A 22556-nucleotide genomic window follows, 5' to 3' on the forward strand; every position below is an offset into this window, starting at 1 on the left:
AGAAGCAGCATCCCGAACAATCCTATAAATCCTGTCTTGGCGTACTGCACCTTGCTAAGAAATATGGCAGGGACCGTCTTGACAGCGCCTGTAGAAGGGCAACGGAATATGGTGCATATAATTACAATATGGTCGAGCGCATCCTAAAAAAGGGCTGGGACAAGCTTGATGAGGGCGCCGATGATAATCTGGAAATGCCCGAGCACCAGAACATACGGGGCGGAAAATATTATGAATAGGGACAAATACTTAAATACTACATATGAACGAAAGGACAATACAACAGATGAAGGAGCTCAGGCTCCATGGCATGCACAGGGCATTTGAAACGACCTTGGGGCCCAACGGAACGGACACCGACTATACCAATGACGAGATCATTGCCTACCTCGTACAATGCGAGTGGGACGACCGCCATAACCGCAGGATAGAACGCCTGACCAGATCGGCGCGCTTTAGGTATGCTGCCGTTATGGAGGCGGTGGATTACAGACCTTCCAGACAATTGGACAAAAACCAGGTACAGCGCCTTGGCAACTGCGATTTTATCAAAAAGAGGGAGAATGTCCTCATTACCGGGAGCACCGGGGTCGGCAAAAGCTATCTGGCCTCCGCAATCGGCCACCAGGCCTGTTCCATGGGGAAAAAGGTCATGTACTTCAACACGGCCAAGCTCTTTACCATGTTGAAGACCTCAAAAGCTGACGGTTCCTATCCTAAACAGATAGGCAAGCTTGAAAAACAGGACCTACTGATACTTGATGACTTCGGGCTCAAGCCACTGGACAATATCAACAGGCATGCGCTCATGGAGATCATCGAGGATCGTCACGGACAGAGATCGACCATAATTGCATCACAATTGCCCGTATCAAAATGGCACGACATCATCGGGGAGAGAACTCTGGCCGACGCCATACTCGACCGTTTGGTACACACGGCACACAGAATCGACATAAAAGGTGAATCAATGAGAAGAAAATTGAAAAATAAAAACTAAGTTTAACCCACGGACAGGTCAAATCCAAGCAGTTGATTTACACTGCTCACTTTCGTCCGGCGCGGGTGGCTCAGTTTACCCGGCTCATCCACCCTACGACCGGATTATTTTTCATCTACAGTGATAAGCATTTCGTAATTGTTCGGATAAGATTCTTTATGCCCGGAAGCTTTCATATTGTCTCATAAGTCCTGTCGCCGTTTCTCGAAGAATCAGACCCCTAACCTTCCTGAAGTCCCCTCCAAAACAAGGACAGTTGTTTGGGTGTCACAACCTGCGAAGTGTCTCATATACAATTTTATTGAAGGTCTTGGCCAACCATGGAGCTGCCAACAACGGCTGAAATATAAGTTAGCCCAAAAAATGGTTCCTCTTTGAAACTAAGTGTTCCACTTCATCCGCTGAAGTCGAACAGCATTCAATATTGCCAATAAGGCAACCCCCACATCAGCAAAAACTGCTTCCCACATCGTGGCTAGGCCTCCCGCTCCAAGGATGAGCACAAATGCCTTCACGCCAAAAGCGAGCCCAATATTTTGCCAAACTATCTTTCGGGTGGAGCGTCCTATTTTAATGGCCCGTGCCATCTTGCTCGGTTGGTCGGTCTGAATGATGACATCTGCTGTTTCAATGGCCACATCACTACCCAAGCCTCCCATGGCAATGCCCACATCGCTGATGGCCAGAACGGGCGCATCATTAATGCCATCGCCCATAAAGGCCACTTTGGTGTCTGATTGTTTTTTGAGTTCTTCGACTTCGCCGAGCTTATCTTCTGGTAATAGGCCGCCCTTTGCCCAATCAAAGTTCAGCTTTTTCGAGACTTGTTGCGTTATGGAATCTTTGTCACCCGAAAGCATTATGATTTTCGAAATCCCGGCATCCCTGATTTGTTGGATGGCTAGATGGGCATCTTCCTTGAGTTCATCTGCAATGGTAACATAGCCTGCAAATTTTTCATCAATGGCCAACATTACAATAGAATCTACAATATCATCGGTTTCTGGAGGCACATCAATGTTGTTTGAGGCCATTAGCGCTTTATTGCCCACCAGCACTGTTTTCCCATTGACCGTTCCCCTTAATCCCTTTCCGGCAACTTCCGAAACATCGGTTGCCTTTATATCCGTTCCTTCGGCTTTGTATTCCAAAATTGCTTTTGCTATGGGATGGGTAGATTGTTCCTCCATGGCCATCAAGTATTTCATAAACTTGGCTTCCTCAAATTGGGCAGTCTTGATCTCCTTGATTTTAAAAACCCCTTTGGTAACGGTTCCCGTTTTGTCCATCACTACCGTGTTCACTTTGGTGATTGCTTCCAAAAAAGATGCACCTTTGAAAAGAATCCCATTTCGGGATGCCGCTCCCAGACCACCAAAATAGCCGAGCGGAATGGAAATGACCAAGGCACAGGGACAGGAAACCACAAGGAATATTAAAGCGCGATAAAGCCAATCCCTAAATACATAGTCATTTAGAAAAAAGTAGGGCAAGAACGTTAATCCAATGGCAAGGAAAACTACAATGGGCGTATAAATTCTCGCAAATCTTCTAATGAACAGTTCTGTCTTTGATTTTCTGGCTGTAGCGTTTTGTACCATATCCAAGATTCGAGTGATGGAACTATCCTTGAATTCTTTGGAGGTTTCTACATCGATAACACCCTCAAGATTAATACTTCCGGCATAGACTTTTTCGTCTCTATTTATCGTATCGGGCTTACTTTCGCCAGTAATTGCCGCCGTATTGAGGGAAGCTCTTTCGGATAAGAGAATACCGTCCAAGGGGATTTTCTCACCCACACGTACTTGTATCCTTTCGCCAATCTCGACGGTTTCGGGGTTTACGGTAACGAAATTCCCGTTACGAAGCACCAAAGCTTCGTCCGGTCGCGCATCCAAAAGGGCCTTAATATTTCCCTTTGCCCGATTGACTGCTGCATTTTGGAACAGTTCGCCCACGGCGTAAAACAACATTACCGCCACGCCCTCTGGGTATTCGCCTATGGCAAAGGCCCCTAAAGTGGCAATGGACATCAGGAAAAATTCAGTAAAGAAATCACCATGCTTTATACTGTTCCAACCTTCTTTGATGACAGGAAAACCAACAGGCAAATAGGCAAGGGTGTACCATGCGATTCTTATCCAGCCCTTGAAAAACGGGAAAGCATCAAAATAGTCCACTGCTATGCCGATGATGAGCATTACAAAACTGAAAATGGCCGGTAAATAGGTTTTGAATTTAGATACACCTTCAGGACCACCATGGTTATGGCCACTTTCGTGTCCGTTTTCGCCCTGGCGTTCCTTTGAACCTAGATCACGTAGTTTTACTTTTTTCTTTTTCATAGACGGTAAGGTCGTAATTAGTTTCGTGCAACGGAAGTGCATTTATTGACCGCTGCATTTGTCGCAAATTCCCTTAATGACCAAATTGGCATTTTCTGCAACATACCCATCAGGTAGATTGATATGGGGAATCTTATGCTCAGTGAGACAGACCGTTTCATCACAGTTATCGCAATGAAAGTGCAGGTGCAGATCTTGTTCCATTTCACAATTGCAACCTGGTTCGCACAGGGCATACTTTGAAATATTGGTGCCATCATCTATTTGGTGCACAATTCGTTTTTCCTCAAAGGTCTTCAGGGTCCGGTACAATGTGGTTCTGTCCGCTTTTGAGAAAGCGTTCTCCATATCGGTCAGGGCAATGGCCACTTCCTTTTCAGCCAAATATTTATAGATCAAAATACGCATCGCCGTTGGGCGTACACCTTTGTTTTCCAATGTTTTTTCAATTTCTGTCATCATATTGTAATTTTATCAATGGCTATGTCCCGCATCCCCTTTTTTCATTTGGGCCATTAAATAGTAGGCATTGTTGTATGCAAATGTAGTATATGGCCCAACGGAATCTACAAAATCGATGGCGACCCAATCCCCGTCATTTGGGCCTGTGCTAATTTCGACAGGTTTGAAGCTCCAGTCATTGCCTTCACGCTCCGCTTTAAAAATATACTTCTTTCCTTCGTTTGAACTTATTGCACTTTCAGGCACCGCAACGGTCTCGGATTTTTGGATTTCAATCCGTCCTTCAACATACATCCCTGGAATCAGCTGCCCTTCCTTGTTCTCGATTTCAGCATGGACGTGTATCGCTTTGGGATTTTGCTCGAAAGTTTTCCCTACGGAATAAATTTTCGCAGTAAGTTCCTTTCCGGGAATGGATTGCACATTGAAGGATACTTGCTGGCCTACCTTTACTTTGTACACATCCTTTTCAAACACCATTAAATCGGCATGGACGTGATGGGTGTCAACGATTTCAAATAGGTCGGTCTGCGGTTCTACGTACTGCCCGGTTTTGACCGCTACTTTTTGGACAAATCCCTCAATGGGACTTCGCAATGCCACCCGTTGGTAAATCGTACCGTTTCTGACCCCGGATGCACTAATGTTCAATTGTTCCAACTGTGCTTCCAATCCTTTTGCCAGGCTTTGGGAGGCCCGGTATTCCGCTTCGGCCTTTTGAAAGTTGGCCCCGCTGCCCACCCCGGCATCATACAGGGTTTTTTGTCTTTCAAATTCCTTTTGCAGAAACTGGCTGTTACTGTAGGCGTTCAGGTAATCGGTCTGTTTCTGGATGATATTGGGGTGGGACAAATAGGCGACCGTTTGTCCCTTTTTTACTTTGTCGCCTTCAATGACCTCTATGGACACCACATTGGCACCCACGACCGTCGTAATGGTCGCTTCATTCTGAGGTGGGACCTCCAGTTGGCCATTGGCTTCCACATACTGCTTCATAACACGTTGGGCAACGGTATCGATTCTCATGTTAAGGTTCCGGCACTGCGCCTCCGTAAGCATGGCTTCTTTGGCTTCACTTTCTTTGTGCATTTCGCCCATTTCAGGTTTTTTTTGCTTTGCTTCTTCAGTATCGGCTTTGGAATTCCCACAGGAAGTAAGAACCAAGAGCATCGTCACGAGCCCGATAACGCTATATTTAAAAAGATTGTTCATTTGTCTATTGTTTAAAATATTGTAATTCAAATACTGATTCTAGATAGTTGTCAAGAGCGTCAAGTGCATCCGTTTCCGTGTTTATGGCATCCCGAATAATCTGTGTGAACGCTGCATAGTCCACCGCACCCTCCGCGTAGGCCAACAACGCTCCCCTGCGCTGCTCTTGGGCAAGCGGCAAGGCCTTGTCCCTATAAAATTGCCACGATGCGCTCCATTTCCGATAGGCTTGCACCGCCTGCCGATATTCGGATTGCAGCTGGCGTTTGGTATAATCCGCATTGGTCTTTGCGATTTCACTTTCAATTTTGGCGGCCTTGGCTTGACTACGCTGTCCACCTGAAAACAAAGGAACCGAAATGCCGGCTTGATAGGTGTAGAACCCGCTATTGCCATTGACCTGTTGCAGTCCGCCCTGAAGGTTGAACTTAGGCAGCAAGTCAGCCCGTGCCGCATCGTATGTCGCCTCGGCCTCCTCGATGCGCCTTTGTGAAAGTTCCAGCGCTGGGTGTTTTCCCAAATCCCCGTCCCATCCCAAAACCGTTACCGCACTTTCATCAAGTTTTTCTGGAACGGAATAGTAGATGTCCGAAACCAACCAAAGATTGAGCTTTTGCAGGGCAATGGCATAATCACTTTCGGCCTGTTGCAGTTGATTGTTGATTTGTAAGGCCTGATTTGTGGCCGATGAATATTCCAGCCGGGAAATGGCCTCTACCTTGAAGTTGAGTTCTATTGCTCTTTTAAACTGTGAATAAATGGAATCCAGTTCACGGTACAGTTCAAATTTCTGTCGTTGTCGATAGGCTTCTGACCAAGCCTTTTTGACCTCCTGTTCCACTTGCAGTTCGGAAAGGTCAAGAGCTGTCTCGGCCAAAGCGATGCGTTGTCTCTGCAAACGCCTTTTTGCACTGATGCCCAACAGGTCGATATTCTGTTGTCCAACCCCAACCAAGGTATAAATTCCTTGTCCGTCCACAATTTCTTCGCCACCTGTGAAGACTTGGGTATTGCCAAGGTCGTAAGCCATTCCTTTTAGGGCGGTTTGTTTTTGGACCTCCCATTGTTTCGCTTTCAACAGCGGGTAGTTTTTCCTGGAAACTTCCACCGCCTCTTCCAATGAAATAGCGGGCAGTGAATCTTTAGGTTGGATCTGTCGTGCATTTTCAAAACCTTTTTGCGCATGCATTTTGGCAGGCAGTGCGGTGGCGAACAAAAGAAGGACCATGACCACAGGGGTACCCCATTTCGGGTCGGGTTTCCTCATCCGTTTCGAATGTCCCTCGACCCATTGGTAAAAGATGGGTAGGATAAAGAGGGTCAAGAGGGTCGAAGTTATCAAGCCACCAATGACCACGGTGGCCAAAGGTCGCTGTACCTCTGCCCCGGCCGAAGCCGAAACGGCCATGGGAAGAAACCCTAAAATATCCGTAAAGGCCGTGAGCATAATGGGACGAATCCGTCTTTTGGTGCCTTCTATAATTCTACCTTTAAGATTGGTCACACCTTCTTCCTTCAGTTCATTGAGACCACTTATCATGACGAGTCCGTTCAGAACGGCCACGCCAAAAAGCACGATAAAGCCGACCCCCGCGGAAATACTAAAGGGCATATCCCTTAACCAGAGGGCGAACACACCGCCAATGGTGGCCATCGGGATGGCGAGGTAGATCATCAAGGTCTGTGGAAAGGACTTTAGCGCAAAATAAATCAATATGAAAATCAGGAACAAGGCAATAGGGACCACAGTTTGCAATCTATTGCTGGCGCGTTCCAGATTTTCGAAAGCTCCACCATACCGAATGTAATATCCTGTGGGCAGGTCAAACTGGGCATCCAATTTTTCTTGGATATCCTCTACCACCGATTTTACGTCACGGTCGCGAATATTGATGCCCACATAGGTCCGCCTATTGGTATTGTCACGGCTTATCTGCATCGGGCCTGGTTCATAACTTACCTCGGCAATTTCACGTAATGGGATTTGCGAACCATTGGGCAGGTTGATGAACAGGTTCTGGATGTCCTCGATGCCTTGCCGGTTTTCCTTTTGAAGTCTTACGACCAGGTCAAACCGTTTTTCACCCTCGAAGATTACGCCTGCCTTTCCTCCTGCAAAGGCGGCCTGTACCACTTTATTGAGCTGTTCGATCTTTAGACCGTACTGTGCCAATTTATTGCGGTTATAGTCAATGGTGATTTGTGGCAGGCCGTCCGTGGCCTCAACTTTCATATCTGCAACACCGGGAACGGTGGCAATGATTTCCCCCATTTCCTCAGCCTTGCTTGCCAATATGCCGAGGTCTTCCCCGAACAATTTAATGGCCACATCCTCACGAACACCCGTAAGTAGTTCGTTGAAGCGCATTTCGATAGGTTGGGTAAACTCAAAATTCACACCGGGAACGATACTGATGGCCTCCTTCATTTTTTCCACCAATTCATCCTTGCTTTCTGCAGATGTCCATTCATCCGTTGGTTTGAGGATAACGAAGACATCGGCGATATCCATGGGCATCGGGTCCGTTGGTACATCGGCGACACCGATACGGCTGAGAACGGTTTCCGCTTCGGGAAATTCGGCCTTCACGATACGTTCAATCTTTGTCGTGGTTTCGATGGTTTCCGACAGGGAACTGCCGGGTTTCAAAATCGCGTGAAAGGCAATATCACCTTCGTCCAATTGCGGGATAAACTCACCGCCCATTCTCGTAAAGGCGAAAATGGCAATGGCAAAAAGGCCAAGGGCAATGCTTACGACCATTTTGGCCTTGGAAAGTGATTTGGTCAACAACGGTTCATATTTCTGCTCAATCCAATGCACGAACCTATCGCCATAGGATTGTTTTTTGGATTTTGGCGGCCGTAGGAACAATGCCGAAACCATGGGCACATAGGTAAGACACAATAGCATGGCCCCGATCATGGCGAAAATGAAGGTGAGGGCCATGGGCCGGAACATTTTCCCTTCGACGCCCTCCAAGGCTAAAATGGGCAGGAACACGATCAGAATGATCAGCTGGCCAAAGAAAGCGGCGTTCATCATTTTTTTGGAGGCCTTAGCGGCGATGTCATCCCGTGTTTCTGCACTAACGCCATTCTTTTTGACCACATAGGAGTACATTAAAAAAACGGTGCCCTCTACGATGATCACCGCACCATCCACAATGATTCCAAAATCGATTGCCCCCAAGCTCATCAAGTTTGCCCATACGTCAAAAACATTCATCAGAATAAAGGCAAACAATAGGGATAAGGGTATGGTCGAAGCCACAATGAGTCCGCCACGCCAATTTCCCAATAACAAGACCAACACGAAGATCACGATAAGCCCACCTTCCAAAAGGTTCCCCGTTACCGTGCCTGTTGTCTCGGCGATCAATTCGCTACGGTCAAGGAAAGGTTTGATGGACACCCCTTCAGGAAGGGACCGTTGTATCTGTTCCACACGTCGGGTCACGTTCTCGATCACCTCGTTGGAATTTGCCCCTTTGAGCATCAAGATCATTCCGCCCACGGCTTCGCCCTTTCCATCTTTGGTAAGCGCACCATAGCGTACCGCACTTCCCATGCTTACCTTACCTATATCCTTCACTTTGATGGGAATGCCATTAACGGCCTTGACCACCATGTTTTCAATATCCGATATGGTCCTGGCCAGCCCTTCACCACGAATGAAGTTGGCTTGGTGGTTACGCTCGATGTAGGCCCCACCTGTATTCTGGTTGTTGTTTTCAAGGGCCGAGAACACTTCTGTAATGGTAATACCAATGGCGCGAAGTTCGTCCGGGTCAACCGCCACTTCGTATTGCTTTTTGTTTCCGCCAAAGGCGTTTACCTCGACCACGCCGGGTACCATGGCCATCTGTCTCCGTACAATCCAGTCCTGCATCGTTCGCAGTTCCGTTGCCGAATATTCACCTTGATGTTCATCATCTACTTCAAGGGTATATTGGTAGATTTCACCCAATCCCGTTGAAATTGGCCCCATAACGGGTTTGCCAAAGCCAGAAGGGATCTGTTCCTGAACCTCGGGCAGTTTTTCGGCTACAAGTTGTCTGGGCAAATAAGTGCCCACCTCATCGTCAAATACAATGGTCACCACAGAAAGCCCAAAACGGGAAACAGAGCGGATTTCCTTGACATTGGGTAGGTTGCTCATCGCAACTTCCACGGGATAGGTTACAAATTGTTCTATATCCTCCGTTCCCAGGTTGGGTGATTGGGTAATGACCTGTACTTGATTATTGGTGATATCCGGTACGGCATCGATGGGAACTTGGGTCATGCTATAAACGCCCGCACCAATCAATGCGAGGGTCAGCAGACCTATAATAAATTTATTATTGATTGAAAAATCAATGATTCTGTTGATCATGGACAAGGGTATTGATTCAGTTTATATTCTTACTGGGCGCATTGATGAAAAGCAACGCACGATATTGACGTAACCATGAAAAAGTCACGTCAAAACAGGATAGTTTTATCCTATAAAAACTGGATCATGCCCGAGGGGGCTGTAAAAGAGAAGGTGGAATATCCTTGCCGAGGTCATCAAAATGGGCAAAGAATTCGTCTGGGATTTCTGGCTGGTACGGTTCAAATGCGACAAGCCCAAAATCTATGGTGTGAACGTGGCAACAATGACATTGACAGAAAGGCGAGCAAAGTTCACAATCGTCACCTTGGTCGCCGTCAGAATCGACTACCGAAACAGTTTGGCAATCGTCAGAGGCATTCCCTGAATCACTACAAGGCACCACGTTGAGCGCCAAGAAGTATATTGTTAATATGATTGTCAAAAATTTCACGGGGCAAAGATAAAAAAATCCAAGTGCAACTCTATTGCAAAGAATGGTTCTTAAAAGGAACTCTTTTTGGACCAATAAAAAGTAGTTCCAAACTTCATTATTGGAGTTTTCCCCCTAAAATATCAGGTCATTACTAGAGTATGAAAAAAGTGACATCGGCAACGGCCTTATGCCGTCCCTTTCCCGAGAAATATTTTCCGGGTTTATCTTTGCGCAGTATTGATCGGAATACGTCCTTACTCGCTTTTATTTGGCCAATAGCGCTCCCGATCCCACTTGTCTCGGGTCAGGTTTCAAGGGTTGTTTGACGGTCGTAACCACCTCCAGACTGAAATGCCCGAACTCTTCGGTCACCGTTCCATGGCATAGATAGGTCCCCTTTCCATGAATGGGTGTGGATGCCATTGTTTGGGGAAAGTGGACACAGTCAAAAAAATGCCCTTCCAGATCGAGCATGGTGGTAAAGCGCATCGTGTCCCCTTTGGATGTGGTGTTCAGTCGGGTATGCACTAGGGAACCATAGATCCATATCCTTTGGTTGACATGGGCCTCAAAATCACCGGCGGTCAATCGGCTCCTTACCTTGCCGTCCATCAATTCATAATACCCACATAGCGGAAATCCCAAGAGTTCTATTTGGTCATAGGCATCCTCAATAGGATGGGAAGGTAAGTTTGGTAATGTAAAATGCCGGTGGTTGGGTTTAAAGAGCAATTTCTGGACCGTATCCTTTCGATGGGCCCTGGTCTTGAACACGGCCTGCCAAAGCACTTGTTTCTTGGGTACCCCAAACACACGAAAGGCATCGATACGTACCAAGATGGTCAACTGTTCGATGGCAATCGGGACACGGTCGATAAAATCATCAAAATCCCGGAACTTCCCATGGAGCTGCCTTTCGTTCAGGATGCGTTGGATGACCAAACGTTCCAAACTCCGAAGCTGCCCCAGCCCCAAATAGATGTGCTTCCCATAGATGACATTGACATGATCACTGCGGTTGATACAGGGCGGATGGATAATTCCTCCCCACATCTTAGCCTCATGGACATAGAGCTCTGTATCATAGAACCCTCCCCCATTGTTGAGCACGGCTACCATAAATTCCAGGGGAAAGTAGCATTTCAGATACAGGCTCTGGTAGCTCTCCACCGCATAGGAAGCGGAATGTCCCTTGGCAAAGGCATAGCCCGCAAAACTCTCGATCTGTTCCCAGACCATTTGGGTCAAGGCAGCATCGTGCCCCCTTTGTTTGCAGTTTTCAAAAAACTTGAGTTTCACTGCTTGGAATTCCTCCCGGGAACGGAACTTTCCGCTCATCCCCCGTCGCAACACATCGGCCTCCCCTAGGTCGAGTCCTGCAAAGAGATGGGCCACCTTGAGCACATCCTCTTGATAGACCATGATCCCATGGGTCTCCGGCATGATCTCCAACAGGATGGGATTGGCCTCCTTGCGGCGTTCCGGTTCCCGCTCCCTGCGGATATATTCATCCTTCATCCCCGAGGAGGATACCCCTGGACGGATCACGGAGCTGGCCGCCACCAGTCCCAAGTAGTCATGGGTCCGTAGCTTTTTCATCAGCCCCCGCATGGCTGGGGATTCCACATAATAGGCCCCTATCGCCCTTCCTTGGCTCAACAGCCGATTGATATTGGCATCCTGTTTCATGGCCTCCACGCTCTTGATGTCCCAAAGCATGGCATCGGGTCGGTTGTCCTTGATCACCTCAACCGCCTCCTTGATCTTGGCCAATCCCCGTTGCCCAAGGATATCGAACTTGAACAGGCCTACATCCTCGGCAATGATCATATCGAACTGCACCGTCGGAAACCCTTTGGGCGGCAGGGTCGTGGCCGAATAGTAATGCTCGGAACGGTCCAGAATCAAGATCCCCGAGGAATGCACACTGATGTAATTGGGCATCCCATGGATATAGGTGGCGTATTTCAGCACCAATCGGGCCAGTTCGTCCAAGCTTCCTTGCTCATACCGACCTGCACTGAGCTTATCGATTTCCTCGGTGGGCAGACCGAACACCTTGCCCAGTTCCCGAACAGCGGCCCGGTATTTAAAGGTGTTGTAGGTTCCCAATAGGGCCACATGCTCGAAACGTTCAAAAATATAGGCCGTGACATCGTCCCGGTCCCAGGTGGAAAAATCAATGTCAAAATCCGGAGGGGAGGCCCTAAAGGGATTGATGAACCGTTCAAAATACAGGTCCAGTTCAATGGGATCCACATCGGTGATCCCGATCAGGTAGGCCACCAGACTGTTGGCCCCACTCCCCCTGCCCACATAGGGATACCCTTTGGACTTGGCATAGGAGACGATATCATGGTTGATCAAAAAATAGGACACGAAGTCCAGTTCCTGAATGGTACGCAGTTCCCGGAACATCCGCTCCTTGACCTTTTCCGTGGGATGGGCATAGCGTCGAGGCAGCCCATCCAATGCCAGTTCCCGCAACCGCTCCACATCCAAGGCCTTGGACGCCAAAAAACGGGACTGGTTCTGGGAAACCCGCTCACTTCCAAACCCAAAGGCAATGGTACAGGAGTCCATCAACCGCTGCGTATTCTCCCAGATATGCGGAAAATCAACCAAGGCTTTTTTTAGTTCCTCCATGGACCGAAGGGTATCAGAGGGTCTGGCCTCCTCGGACTGGGGAAGTTTACTCAACAGTGTGTTCAATCCTATGGCCCGAAGCAACCGATGGGTATTGAAATCCTTTTTGTTACGAAAGCTCACGGGCTGTAACAACACCAATCTATCGGTATAATCCCGGTACCGGGAGAACCGTAATTTCCGGAGCTCTTCGACGGATACCCCAATGTACTCATAAGCTCGGAAGTCTGTCCGTTCCTCCTCCTGGATCTTCTCGAAGGGATAGATGACATGGACATGTTCGAATATTGGAGCCACGGAGGGAATGGATGTTCCCTTATGCAAATGTTCGGATAGAAAGGCATTGATCTCCCGAAACCCTTCATTGTTTTGTGCCAGGCCCACAAACTCCTGTACGTTCCCGTTCCGAAAATCGATGCCCAGAATGGGACGTATTCCCTGCTCATGGGCCAGTCGCACAAAGTTCATCCCTGCCGAACTGTTGTTGATATCGGTCAGGGCCAAGGTTTCCACCCCATGGGAACAGGCCAACTCCAAGAGCTCCGTTTCGGAAAGCACCCCGTAGTTCAAGGAATAATAGGTATGGCAGTTCAAGTACATGCTATTGTTGTCTATGGGCCAATAAGATGGGTGGTTGTCCGTCAAAGGGGTTTCCGCCTCTTCCTATACTATGGGCCCCCATGGCCGAGGCCCGCATCAAACTGGATTCCCCAAATCGATTCCGTACACGATCCATGGCCTGATAGAGGTTGAGCAGTTTTTCGTCATCCGCGAACAGGTCGATCTGGTAATACCCACCAACGATATGACTGTAGTTGACCCCAACAAGACGAATCAGCATCCTTCGGTCATAAAGGGAGGTAAAGAGTTCCTTCACCAAGGGTACCAACACATGGTCCGCAGAAGTATAGGGAACCCGTTTCTGCTTGGTGTAGGTCTTGAAATCACTGTACCGGATCTTCACACTCACACAGCCCGTCATCTTATTGGCCCTTCGGAGTTGGTAGGCCAGGTTCTCGGCCATGGCGAACAAGGTGGTCTCCAGTTTGACCATATCGGTGGTATCCTTTCCATAGGTACGTTCCGTAGAAATGGACTTCCGTTCATGAAACGGGAGCAAGGGGGAATTGTCCAGCCCCTGGGCCCGCATCCAGATGGTCCGTCCATGCAACCCAAAGGCGCTTTCCAGCATCTCCAAGGGCAGTTGCTGTACGGTCTGTATGGTAGTCACCCCCATATTGGACAAAAGCCCATAGGTTTTCTCCCCCACGGAGGGCAGTTTACGAATGTGTAAAGGCGCCAGGAACTCTTTCTCCAGTCCAAGATCGATCTTCATCTGGTTGTTGGGCTTGGCCTCCCCGGTGGCCACTTTGGAGACCACCTTGTTCTGGGAGAGTCCAAAGGAAATAGGCAATCCCGTTTCCCTCAAGATCCGTTGTCGAATTTCCGAGGCGTATTTGTAACAGCCAAAGAAACGGTCCATCCCGGAAAGGTCGGCATAGAACTCGTCCACACTGGCCTTTTCAAAGACCGGGACACTCTCCTTGATAATCTCGGTCACATTGTCCGAGAACTTCATATAGGTCCCTGCATTGCCCTTAATCACAGTGGCCTCCGGACACAACCTCCGGGCCACTTTCATGGGCATCCCTGAATGCACCCCAAAACGCCGGGTCTCATAGCTACAGGCCGCGACCACCCCTCTGTCCCCCAACCCACCGACCAAGAGGGGCCGCTTCATCAGACGGCTGTCCAGTAGTCGTTCACAGGAGACGAAGAAGGTATCCAGATCGATATGGAGAATGGTGGGTTTCATAAAATGTTGGATTTATTCCTATAATTTGGAAAATATCCAAATGTACGGAAAGGGACGAGCCGTTTCAAAACTTTAACAATTTTGCCTATCTTAATACGGCATAATTCAACCTCAACATGTGTTACTCGACCAGACAGACCCGGGAACGGAAGGAGCTGGAAAAACTCCTTTCTGTCAAGGCCATGTACGGTGACCTGGACACCGACCTGGAACTCATTTATTTCCACGCCAACGGCTGGAGCCATCCTGTGATGTGGACTTTGGGCCAGGAAGAGCCCTACAATATGCTCCCTGCGATGTGGGGCATCATGCCCCCAAAGGAAAAGCAGGAAAATTACACGGAGTATTTCAAGAACCCAAAAACCTTTGGGGGACTGAATGCCAAATCCGAAAAGCTCTTTGACCACTTCGTGTACCGGTACTGTTGGGAGCACCAACGCTGTATCATTCCCGTGGACGGATTCTTCGAACCACACAATACGAAAGTGAAAGTCAAGGGAAAGGATTTTAAAGTTCCGTTTTATTTCCATAGAAAGAACGGCGACCCCATATACCTAGCGGGCATCTATACCAACACGGCCGATGGACGGAGGACCTTTGCCGTACTCACCAAGGACGCCACCCCCATGTTCGAGGAAATCCACAATGAAAAGAAAAGGCGACCCGTCATCATTGATGATGAAAACTTGGATGCTTGGTTACATAACGGCAACAATAAATCAGATGTTCAAGATCTTATCGATGACGATCTATGGGAAGGTGATCTGGAAGCCTATCCCGTCACCAAGGACCTCTATAGTAGAAGTGTGGATTCCAACTATCCGGGCATCATTGAAAAAGTGGACTACGAAGAGGTGTCCATACCCTATTGACCTTTCCTTTTGACCATGTTCATGGGTACGGACAGGGAATATCCCCCATTAAGGGTTCGCTAGCCCCGGAAGTGCAAGATCTTCAACGGTCAACCCAGACAGATGTACTTATATTTCATGAAAAATATATAAAAATCATCGTTTTTCACGCCAAGTAATTGTTTTTCATGGTATATTTGTCATTATATTTCACGTCATCATATGAAAAATAATGATTTTTCACAGAAAATAACGGTTTTTCATGGCCGCACCTTACCTGAGGAAGGTTTCTTGGTAGGTCAGTCCCTTTTGATTGCCACAATGGAGAATCAATTTGATGTAGCGGTTCCCCTGCCTGATATATTGGCCATGGCAACGGAGAAGCACCAACGCTACGATACGGACCAATGGCAAGTGTTCACCATAAGGCACAAACCCAAGGACGACCTGAAAAGCCATTTGGTCTTTGCCCTTAAATACGAGCCCTTGGACCTATATCTCCTCAAAAGGTTTTTCGAGTTGACCGGGGATGCCATCATACACCAAATGTTGGAAGAGGAGCCCACGGGGCAATACACTAGAAGGGCGTGGTTTCTATACGAATGGCTGACCGGAATAACCCTTGACGTACCGAACCTGAACAAGGGCACTTATGTAACGGTGGTGGACCCCAACCTACAATATACGGCCGAGCCCGAGAATTCCACACGGCATCGCGTCAAGAACAACCTGCCCGGGGTCCCGGGGTACTGCCCGATGATCCGACGGACGGCAAAACTGGATGGGTATATTGCCAAGGACCTATCTGAAACCATCGAAAAGGGATTGGGCAAACGGGACAAGGATCTTATTCGAAGGACCGCTGCTTTTTTATTGTTGAAGGACTCGAAGGCATCCTTTGCCATAGAAGGGGAACATCCCCCGAGCATGCGGGCAAGGAATTGGGGAAAAGCCATAGGCCAATCGGGCAAGTCCCCTTTGGGCATACAGGAGATCGAACGGTTACAGCATATTGTCATCGGCAACAAAAAACTGAGGCATATGGGCATCAGGACCGGGGAAGGCTTTATTGGGGAGCACGATAGGGAGACCCTCTCCCCCTTGCCCGACCACATCTCTGCCAAGGCCAAGGACCTTCCTCTTTTGATGCAAGGGTTGTTCGGCACGAACGAGCTGTTGCAGAAGTCTCGGTACAATCCTGTATTGGCCGCGGCCACCATCGCATTTGGCTTTGTTTTTATCCATCCCCTATCCGATGGCAACGGGAGGATACATCGCTATATCATCCACCATTTGCTTACCCGGATGGGGTATACCAAGAGAGGTATGATATTCCCCATATCCTCTGCCATTCTGGAACGGATTGATGAATATCAGGATATTCTGGAGCATTTTTCCTCGCCAAGGGTCGATTTGATCGAATGGGAGGAAACACAAGACCATAACATCGATATCCTGAACGAAACCATTGATCTATACCGGTACTTTGATTTGACCAAACAAGCGGAATTCCTGTATACCTGTGTGGAAGAGACCATTGAAAGGATCATACCGGAAGAATTGGACTATTTGGAAAAATACGATCGGATGACAAACCTTATCAATGCCCGTGTGACCTTACCGGATACCAAAGTCGATCTTTTGATCAAGTTTCTGAACCAGAATGAAGGTATATTGTCCAAAAAAAGAAGGGAAAAGGAATTTGCGGAATTGACAGATGCTGAAATCCAGGAAATTGAAGATTCATTCCAAAGTATTTTCCAAGGTTGATGGGTAACCTGACCCAGTTTGGGTTCCCTAACTATTCAAATCCCTATCTGTGGTAGGACACCGGCATGGTTCGACCAAAATAAAAAGGGTTCGCTTTCCCGAACCCTTCTTTTGTACCATTTGGAAGCCCTATCCCTCCAATATTTTGGCCTGCCGTTCTAAACTGGCCACCCTTTCCTTGATCCGTTCCTCCCGTTTTTGACGCTTTTCAGTATAGGATTTTTCGATTCCCAAAATCTTCTCCTTGTAAAAGGATTGCATTGCCACATAAAAGGATCGGTTGGTCAAATCATTGGAGTGGTTGCTTTCCCCAAGGTGTACCTGTCGGGTCAACAGGAACCGGAGCAGTTTATACAAGGTCTCCTTTTTGAAACCCTGTTTGAACCGGGCCACCCGTTCCCCATCGGATAACTTGGAATCCTCGCCGAAGAATTCCCCAAAATGTTCCCTTTGGCTATAATACCCGATGTTGTTCTCGAACAGGGAAATGGCAATGGCCACCATTTCATCCGTGGACAAAGGCTTTTTCAGGTTGATATAATCGGTCTCACGTATCATGTCCACGACTTCCTTGAACTGGTTGTTGTTCTCGATCTGTTTTTTCCGCAATTCCCGTGTATTGATCTTGATGATCTGCTCCTCCGGGGTACACTCGGACATTTTGCGTTGCTCCAAGGCCTTGGTACCTGAACTTCCACTATGGGTTTCTTCCCTGACCTTCACAAATACCGGCCGGGTCAAATAGGTGTCCGTTTCCAGCAGGATACCCTTTTCAAATCCAAGGTCCACGGCCTTGTCCCATGCCTCCTTTTCCTCCGTGAAGGATTCCAGGGCCTCTTTCAGGAATTCACCCAACTCTTCCTCGGTATATTCATAGTGTCGGTGCTCCTCCCTAATGTGATTCATGGTAGGTTCTATGGGCTCCTTTAAAATGTCCAGCCCATTGGTCAAATGCACCGCTAGGCCCTCCTTTTCCATTTGGGCCATGACCCATTGGTTGCGTTCCTCGTCCACCCGGTATTTGTTGATGTTGGGCACCAGTTTCAATCCTTCCTTTTTCACGCTTTTCAATAGCTGCATAAAGGTCTTGGTCTTTTTGTTCTCAAAACAGGAGGTCCGGGTACAGACCATCTTCCCATCACCGAACAAATTGCCCTGATTGGCAGCATTGAAGGGACAGGTATGGCAAGCCCCGGCTTTGGGAAGCAACGTCTTATCCGACAACCCAAAAGGGGCTTTGGACAGATCGAAGGTGCGGCTTTCGATCATCCGTTTGATCCGATGTTCCTGGAATTCGTCTTCTAGGCTTTCCAACAGCATCAGTTGTTCTCCGGGTTCAAAAAGGGCCACGGCCACCCCTAGGGAGAGGGTCATTTCCCCACTGCGGATAAAGGCCTTGAATCCCTCGATCAATCCTGCCAACTTGATGCGTTGCCGGATATAGTTCTCAGATCGGCCCAGACGTTTTGCAATCTCCCCGGGTTCGTAACGATCCAACAAAAATTGGATGGCCTCGGCCTCCTCCGTGGGTTCCACATCCTTGCGCTGTAGGTTCTCGATGATCTGGACCTCCAGAATCTCAGTGTCCCTATAGTCCCTTACCATGGCAGGGATAGTGGTCAATCCTGCCAATTTACTGGCACGATACCTTCGCTCACCCATGACGATGATAAAACCTTCGTCGGATTTTCGTACGGTGATCGGCTGCAGCACCCCATGTTCGGCAATGCTCTGTTCCAAATGATTGAGACTTTGCTCATCAAAGGTTTTTCGGGGTTGGTCTGGGTCCGGGAAAACCGAATCGATTCCCAACAACTGGATCTGTGGAACGTTTTCCACCTTCTCCACAGTTTTGGTTTGTTCCGACTTTGAACCTTGGTTGTTACCTGCTTTACGTGTCGCTCTCTTCTTTGTTTGTGCTTCCATGATCTTTGGATTTTGGTTAAACAATATTTGAGCGGAAACCAAGCGGAAGACAAATTTTTGGAGTGGCAAGGAAACGGAATAAAAAGTGACAGGGGAACGGCTTTATGCCGTCCCTTGTCCGACAAACCATTTGCGGGCTTATCTTTCGAAAACTATTGGAAGATAAAAAAGAAATCTACCCCTCCAGAAGGCCCATAAGGGTATTATAGTTCCAAACCTTAGATGGATATCCCTTGTACGCATGTTTGAAACCGAAGGTTTTTCTTTGAAAACCCATAGAACCCTAAAAACCAAAGGCTACAATATCAATCAGGCACGAACCTAGGTTATGGGAAGCGTATCCGCCGTCCTAGTCCTGAAAATGACTTATTTGAGGGCGGGGCGGACAAACGAGGGGACGATACGGCATTGGGGTATTGAACGGTAATGAAATACTACTGGGAAGATTGCCAAATTCAAAAAATAGGTAAAACAAAAGCCCATCGTTTCCGATGAGCTTAATAAGGTCTTTTCTTGTATGAGGTAAATCTCATCTAACAGAACCTAAGGCGGTTCACCCAATCATTCATCAATGGCATCCGCAGTTGGAATCCGCGGTCACTTCTCCTTTTAAGTGTTTTAGAATGTAAGGGGACAAGGTTATTTCCCCATGGTCATTTTTGGGTTCAAAATAGCCTTTGAGCAATACCTCGATTAAGATTTCTTTATTGGGTTCTCCCATTGTAGCTCCATTCCAAACCCATTCCCTGGCTTCCGGACTGTCTTCCAAATGTTCAGGATGGAAATCGAGGTTGCCGACCCTTATGGTAGGGGAAGCAACAATATGGGCTTTTTCGGCTTCCTCTATCGTTTTAATCATGGTTGAACTGAACAAGATTTCGCAGTTCAAATGATCAAAGAGTTCTTGAACTTCTTGAATCGCCGATAGCAATACACCTTGAACAGAATCACAGGCTGAGCAAGTACCTTCCCCAGTTGTTGGCATTCCCACTTGAAAAAGGGTCACTCTCAATGCATTTTTTGTCTTTACTTCCATGTTCATACGTTTTTAAGATTAAAGTTTACCCCTAAGACATGGAAAATGGACAAAGGATGCAGGTTTATACAAAATTATGATAGGCAACAGGATTTTGTAATGGTAAATCTCCACATTTGGTTTTCAGAATATTCAACTTCACCACATTCATCAAACTTTGCCCTAACCTTTTTCCTTGCCCTTAAGATCCTTGACTTTGTTGCCGATAATGTCAAGCCCAGATGCGCGGCAATACTTTTCTGCGGAAGGCCTTCTATATCCGAAAGTCTCAAGGGAGTTGAATAGTCGATAGGGAGACCATTTATAAACTTATCGAGCCAAACAAAGACGTTTTCATCATATTCATCCGGAACAAACAGGTGCAACTGTTCCAGGTCAACAAGTGTGGTCTTTCTTGGCTTCTTGTAAAAGTCAAAAATTGTATGTTGTGCAATCCTGTATAACCAAGCCTTTATATATCTTACGTCATTTTTTTTCTCACAATATGTTATGACCTTGATAAGAATCGTTTGCATTATATCATCAACATCATGCTCATTGTAAACACGCTTGCCCACATAGTTCCTTAAATCAGTCCGAAGGTCTTCCCAAATATTGAATATATCACATTTCATAAGTATAGGTTGTTAAAAAAGGAGGTTGAACAAATAACCGGAAATGATCATTCCAATGGCAATAGTTGAAAAGAAGGCAATGATCAACTGCCTTTGCATCACTTTTTGGAGCAGCAGGCCTTCGGGGATGGAAAGTCCGATCGAACCCATCATAAAGGCCATGGCCGTCCCTAACGGAACCCCTTTGTCAACGAGCGAATCCAATATGGGCAGGATTCCAACCGCATCAATGTACAATGGAATCGATACCAATACGGCAATGGGAATCGCAAAAGGGTTGGATTTTGAAATATAGGTGCCAAAAAATGACTCGGGGACATAGCCGTGGATAAATGACCCTATTGCAATTCCTATAAAAATATAGGGGACAAGGTTTTTAAGGGTCCGAATGGCCTCCCGATGAATTCCAGGAAATCGTTTCAGCAAATTTCTGCTATCCTTTTCCCTCGAATGCGCTTTCCATTCATTGTCCTTGAGCCATTCTGCCACATATTTGGCCATACCCATCTTTTCCAGGATAATTCCACCGATCACCCCCAAGACGATTCCTGAAAGTAGGTACACTATTGTAACTTTCCAACCATAGCCCAACCAGAAAATGGCAATAGCGATTTCGTTCACCAAGGGTGAGGTTATGAGGAAGGAAAGTGAAATTCCCAGTGGGATCCTGACCTGCATCATTCCCACGAACAAAGGAATGGAAGAACACGAGCAAAAAGGTGTCAAGGCACCCAAAGAGGAGGCCACAACATTCCCAAGACCTGATTTTTTGTGTTTCTCCAAATAATCCCGGATTTTTTCCATGGGCAAATAGCTTGTTACCACTCCCATTACATAGGTCACCAGCACAACCAGAATGGAAATAGAGCCAAAGGCAATGATGAAATAGTGTAATGCTGAGCCGAATGTATCCGTATCAGGAATACCCAAAAGGACATGGACAACATAGTCTGCCAGTCGGGTAAGCAGTTTTGTAAAGATTTCCATCTTAAAAACGTTTTAAAGAATTGCTAATAACACCTTGTCGTTGCTGACTTTTTTATAGTCATAAACCTTCCCGTCAATGACCAATGCAGGAAAGGTAAGGACCCCGTAGGGCATGGTGTCCTTGAGGTCAGAAAACTCGGTGATGTTTACGTCCAGATGGTTTTCACTGGCAATTTTTTCGATTTGTGCCCTTATGGGGGATGCAGTGGCGCAGCAGGATGAATGTAAAATTTTGACTTCAGTACTCATAGTTCAGTAATTTTAAATAAACTTTACTATGTAGTCTAAAATGGCGTGTCAAAAGACACAATTCTCAATAAAAAAATGATTCTACCTATTTGTACTTTGTGGATGCCTGAAAATCAACCAAGTGGTTTATTAACGGGATACACGATTCCTTAACAGAGCAATTGACGAAGTTGCCATTGGCATCATATACGATATCACAGCATTCCACAAATAATTCCCTTAGCTTTGTTCTTGCCCTTTGCACCCGCATTTTTGCAGCCGAATACCCCAAGTTCAGCTTTTCAGCTACATCTTTTTGGGATAGTTTGTCGATGTCACTCCATTGTAAAGGCTCGGCATATTTTTTGGGAAGGAACTGGATCATGGGTATCATATGATCATACACGGATAGCTCCAGATTGGTTGGTTCAGTTGCCTCAAGTATCTTTACATCACTAAGTTCAACAATTGGGGCACTCTTTTTGAAATGGTCATAAATGGTATTTCTGGCAACTTGAAACAGCCAGGCCTTGATGTTTTCAATTTCCCTATTTTTTTGATAGGACTCGACCAGTTTCAGCATTACCTCTTGCACAATATCTTCCGCAATGGTTTCATCCCGAACCTTTTTTAAGGTAAAGTATTTTAAATAACTGTAGAAACTTTCGATCTGTTCATTAATATCGCAACATTTCTTTTTCATGGCTTTGCTTTTATGGCTTTCGGTTTAATGGTGTGCCAGCCTACACAGGATATGTATACAAAGAGGTTGGTGAAACTTTTATTTTTCACTCTTCCTATTTCCTTTGTCAATTAAGGATGAAGCTTTAGTAGTGGTAAAATTTCCCTGTAACTGACCATGGTTTT

Annotated in this window: 16 protein-coding genes and 1 pseudogene; 4 read left to right on the plus strand and 13 right to left on the minus strand. The window is 46.9% G+C overall.

The annotated features are described in order from the left end of the window. Together D2U88_RS19550 and istB are read left to right on the plus strand one after the other, a co-directional pair. A pseudogene (locus D2U88_RS19550) lies at window positions 1-239 on the plus strand (IS21 family transposase); the annotation flags it as partial. A 23-nt stretch (window positions 240-262) separates the two neighbouring features. Then, window positions 263-1000, plus strand: coding sequence for an IS21-like element helper ATPase IstB (gene istB / locus D2U88_RS11325; RefSeq protein WP_119608405.1), 738 nt, complete (start codon window positions 263-265; stop codon window positions 998-1000). A gap of 380 nt (window positions 1001-1380) precedes the next feature. Here the strand turns inward: istB and D2U88_RS11330 are convergent, their stop codons facing one another. The 7 genes from D2U88_RS11330 to dinB form a co-directional block, all read right to left on the minus strand. Then, the gene (locus tag D2U88_RS11330) at window positions 1381-3348 is read right to left on the minus strand and encodes a heavy metal translocating P-type ATPase (RefSeq protein ID WP_090294760.1); all 1968 of its coding nucleotides are present in this window, start codon (window positions 3346-3348) and stop codon (window positions 1381-1383) included. Between the two features lie 42 nt (window positions 3349-3390). Beyond that, window positions 3391-3807 carry a Fur family transcriptional regulator gene (locus tag D2U88_RS11335; RefSeq protein ID WP_067036187.1) on the minus strand — a complete coding sequence of 139 codons (417 nt, stop codon included), beginning with the start codon at window positions 3805-3807 and terminating at the stop codon, window positions 3391-3393. 15 nt (window positions 3808-3822) lie between these two features. Next, window positions 3823-5022: an efflux RND transporter periplasmic adaptor subunit gene (locus D2U88_RS11340; RefSeq protein WP_119640702.1), complete on the minus strand. Its 1200-nt coding sequence runs from the start codon at window positions 5020-5022 to the stop codon at window positions 3823-3825. 4 nt (window positions 5023-5026) lie between these two features. Beyond that, window positions 5027-9400, minus strand: coding sequence for a CusA/CzcA family heavy metal efflux RND transporter (locus D2U88_RS11345; RefSeq protein ID WP_119640703.1), 4374 nt, complete (start codon window positions 9398-9400; stop codon window positions 5027-5029). 124 nt (window positions 9401-9524) lie between these two features. Then, the gene (locus D2U88_RS19830) at window positions 9525-9833 is read right to left on the minus strand and encodes a DUF6660 family protein (protein WP_081894468.1); all 309 of its coding nucleotides are present in this window, start codon (window positions 9831-9833) and stop codon (window positions 9525-9527) included. 246 nt (window positions 9834-10079) lie between these two features. Beyond that, on the minus strand, window positions 10080-13061 hold the full coding sequence (locus D2U88_RS11355) for a DNA polymerase III subunit alpha (protein WP_119640704.1): 2982 nt from the start codon (window positions 13059-13061) through the stop codon (window positions 10080-10082). 1 nt (window position 13062) lies between these two features. Further along, on the minus strand, window positions 13063-14277 hold the full coding sequence (dinB, locus tag D2U88_RS11360) for a DNA polymerase IV (RefSeq protein WP_119640705.1): 1215 nt from the start codon (window positions 14275-14277) through the stop codon (window positions 13063-13065). 116 nt (window positions 14278-14393) lie between these two features. On the opposite strand from dinB, the gene D2U88_RS11365 reads away from it, so the two are divergent. Both D2U88_RS11365 and D2U88_RS11370 read left to right on the plus strand, forming a co-directional pair. Beyond that, the gene (locus D2U88_RS11365; RefSeq protein WP_036379062.1) at window positions 14394-15149 is read left to right on the plus strand and encodes an SOS response-associated peptidase; all 756 of its coding nucleotides are present in this window, start codon (window positions 14394-14396) and stop codon (window positions 15147-15149) included. Between the two features lie 201 nt (window positions 15150-15350). Further along, entirely contained in the window at window positions 15351-16898 is a 1548-nt protein-coding gene (locus D2U88_RS11370; protein WP_036379063.1) for a Fic family protein, read from the plus strand. A gap of 129 nt (window positions 16899-17027) precedes the next feature. Here D2U88_RS11370 and D2U88_RS11375 read toward each other — a convergent pair whose 3' ends face one another. The 6 genes from D2U88_RS11375 to D2U88_RS11400 all read right to left on the minus strand — a co-directional run bounded on the left by D2U88_RS11375 (window position 17028) and on the right by D2U88_RS11400 (window position 22392). Continuing rightward, window positions 17028-18824: a ParB/RepB/Spo0J family partition protein gene (locus D2U88_RS11375; protein WP_036385939.1), complete on the minus strand. Its 1797-nt coding sequence runs from the start codon at window positions 18822-18824 to the stop codon at window positions 17028-17030. Between the two features lie 568 nt (window positions 18825-19392). Further along, a complete protein-coding gene (locus tag D2U88_RS11380) occupies window positions 19393-19860 on the minus strand; it encodes a DUF2703 domain-containing protein (RefSeq protein ID WP_161594391.1) in 468 nt (155 codons plus the stop codon). A 74-nt stretch (window positions 19861-19934) separates the two neighbouring features. After that, a complete protein-coding gene (locus D2U88_RS11385) occupies window positions 19935-20474 on the minus strand; it encodes a sigma-70 family RNA polymerase sigma factor (protein WP_051947128.1) in 540 nt (179 codons plus the stop codon). A 12-nt stretch (window positions 20475-20486) separates the two neighbouring features. Then, window positions 20487-21461: a permease gene (locus D2U88_RS11390; RefSeq protein ID WP_051947129.1), complete on the minus strand. Its 975-nt coding sequence runs from the start codon at window positions 21459-21461 to the stop codon at window positions 20487-20489. Between the two features lie 12 nt (window positions 21462-21473). After that, the gene (locus tag D2U88_RS11395; protein WP_051947130.1) at window positions 21474-21710 is read right to left on the minus strand and encodes a thioredoxin family protein; all 237 of its coding nucleotides are present in this window, start codon (window positions 21708-21710) and stop codon (window positions 21474-21476) included. Window positions 21711-21795: 85 nt separating this feature from the next. Then, entirely contained in the window at window positions 21796-22392 is a 597-nt protein-coding gene (locus D2U88_RS11400) for a sigma-70 family RNA polymerase sigma factor (protein ID WP_051947131.1), read from the minus strand. Window positions 22393-22556: the final 164 nt, after the last annotated feature.

Origin of the sequence: Flagellimonas aequoris, assembly GCF_003584165.1 — a bacterium.
GTDB classification, from domain to species: Bacteria; Bacteroidota; Bacteroidia; order Flavobacteriales; family Flavobacteriaceae; genus Flagellimonas; species Flagellimonas aequoris.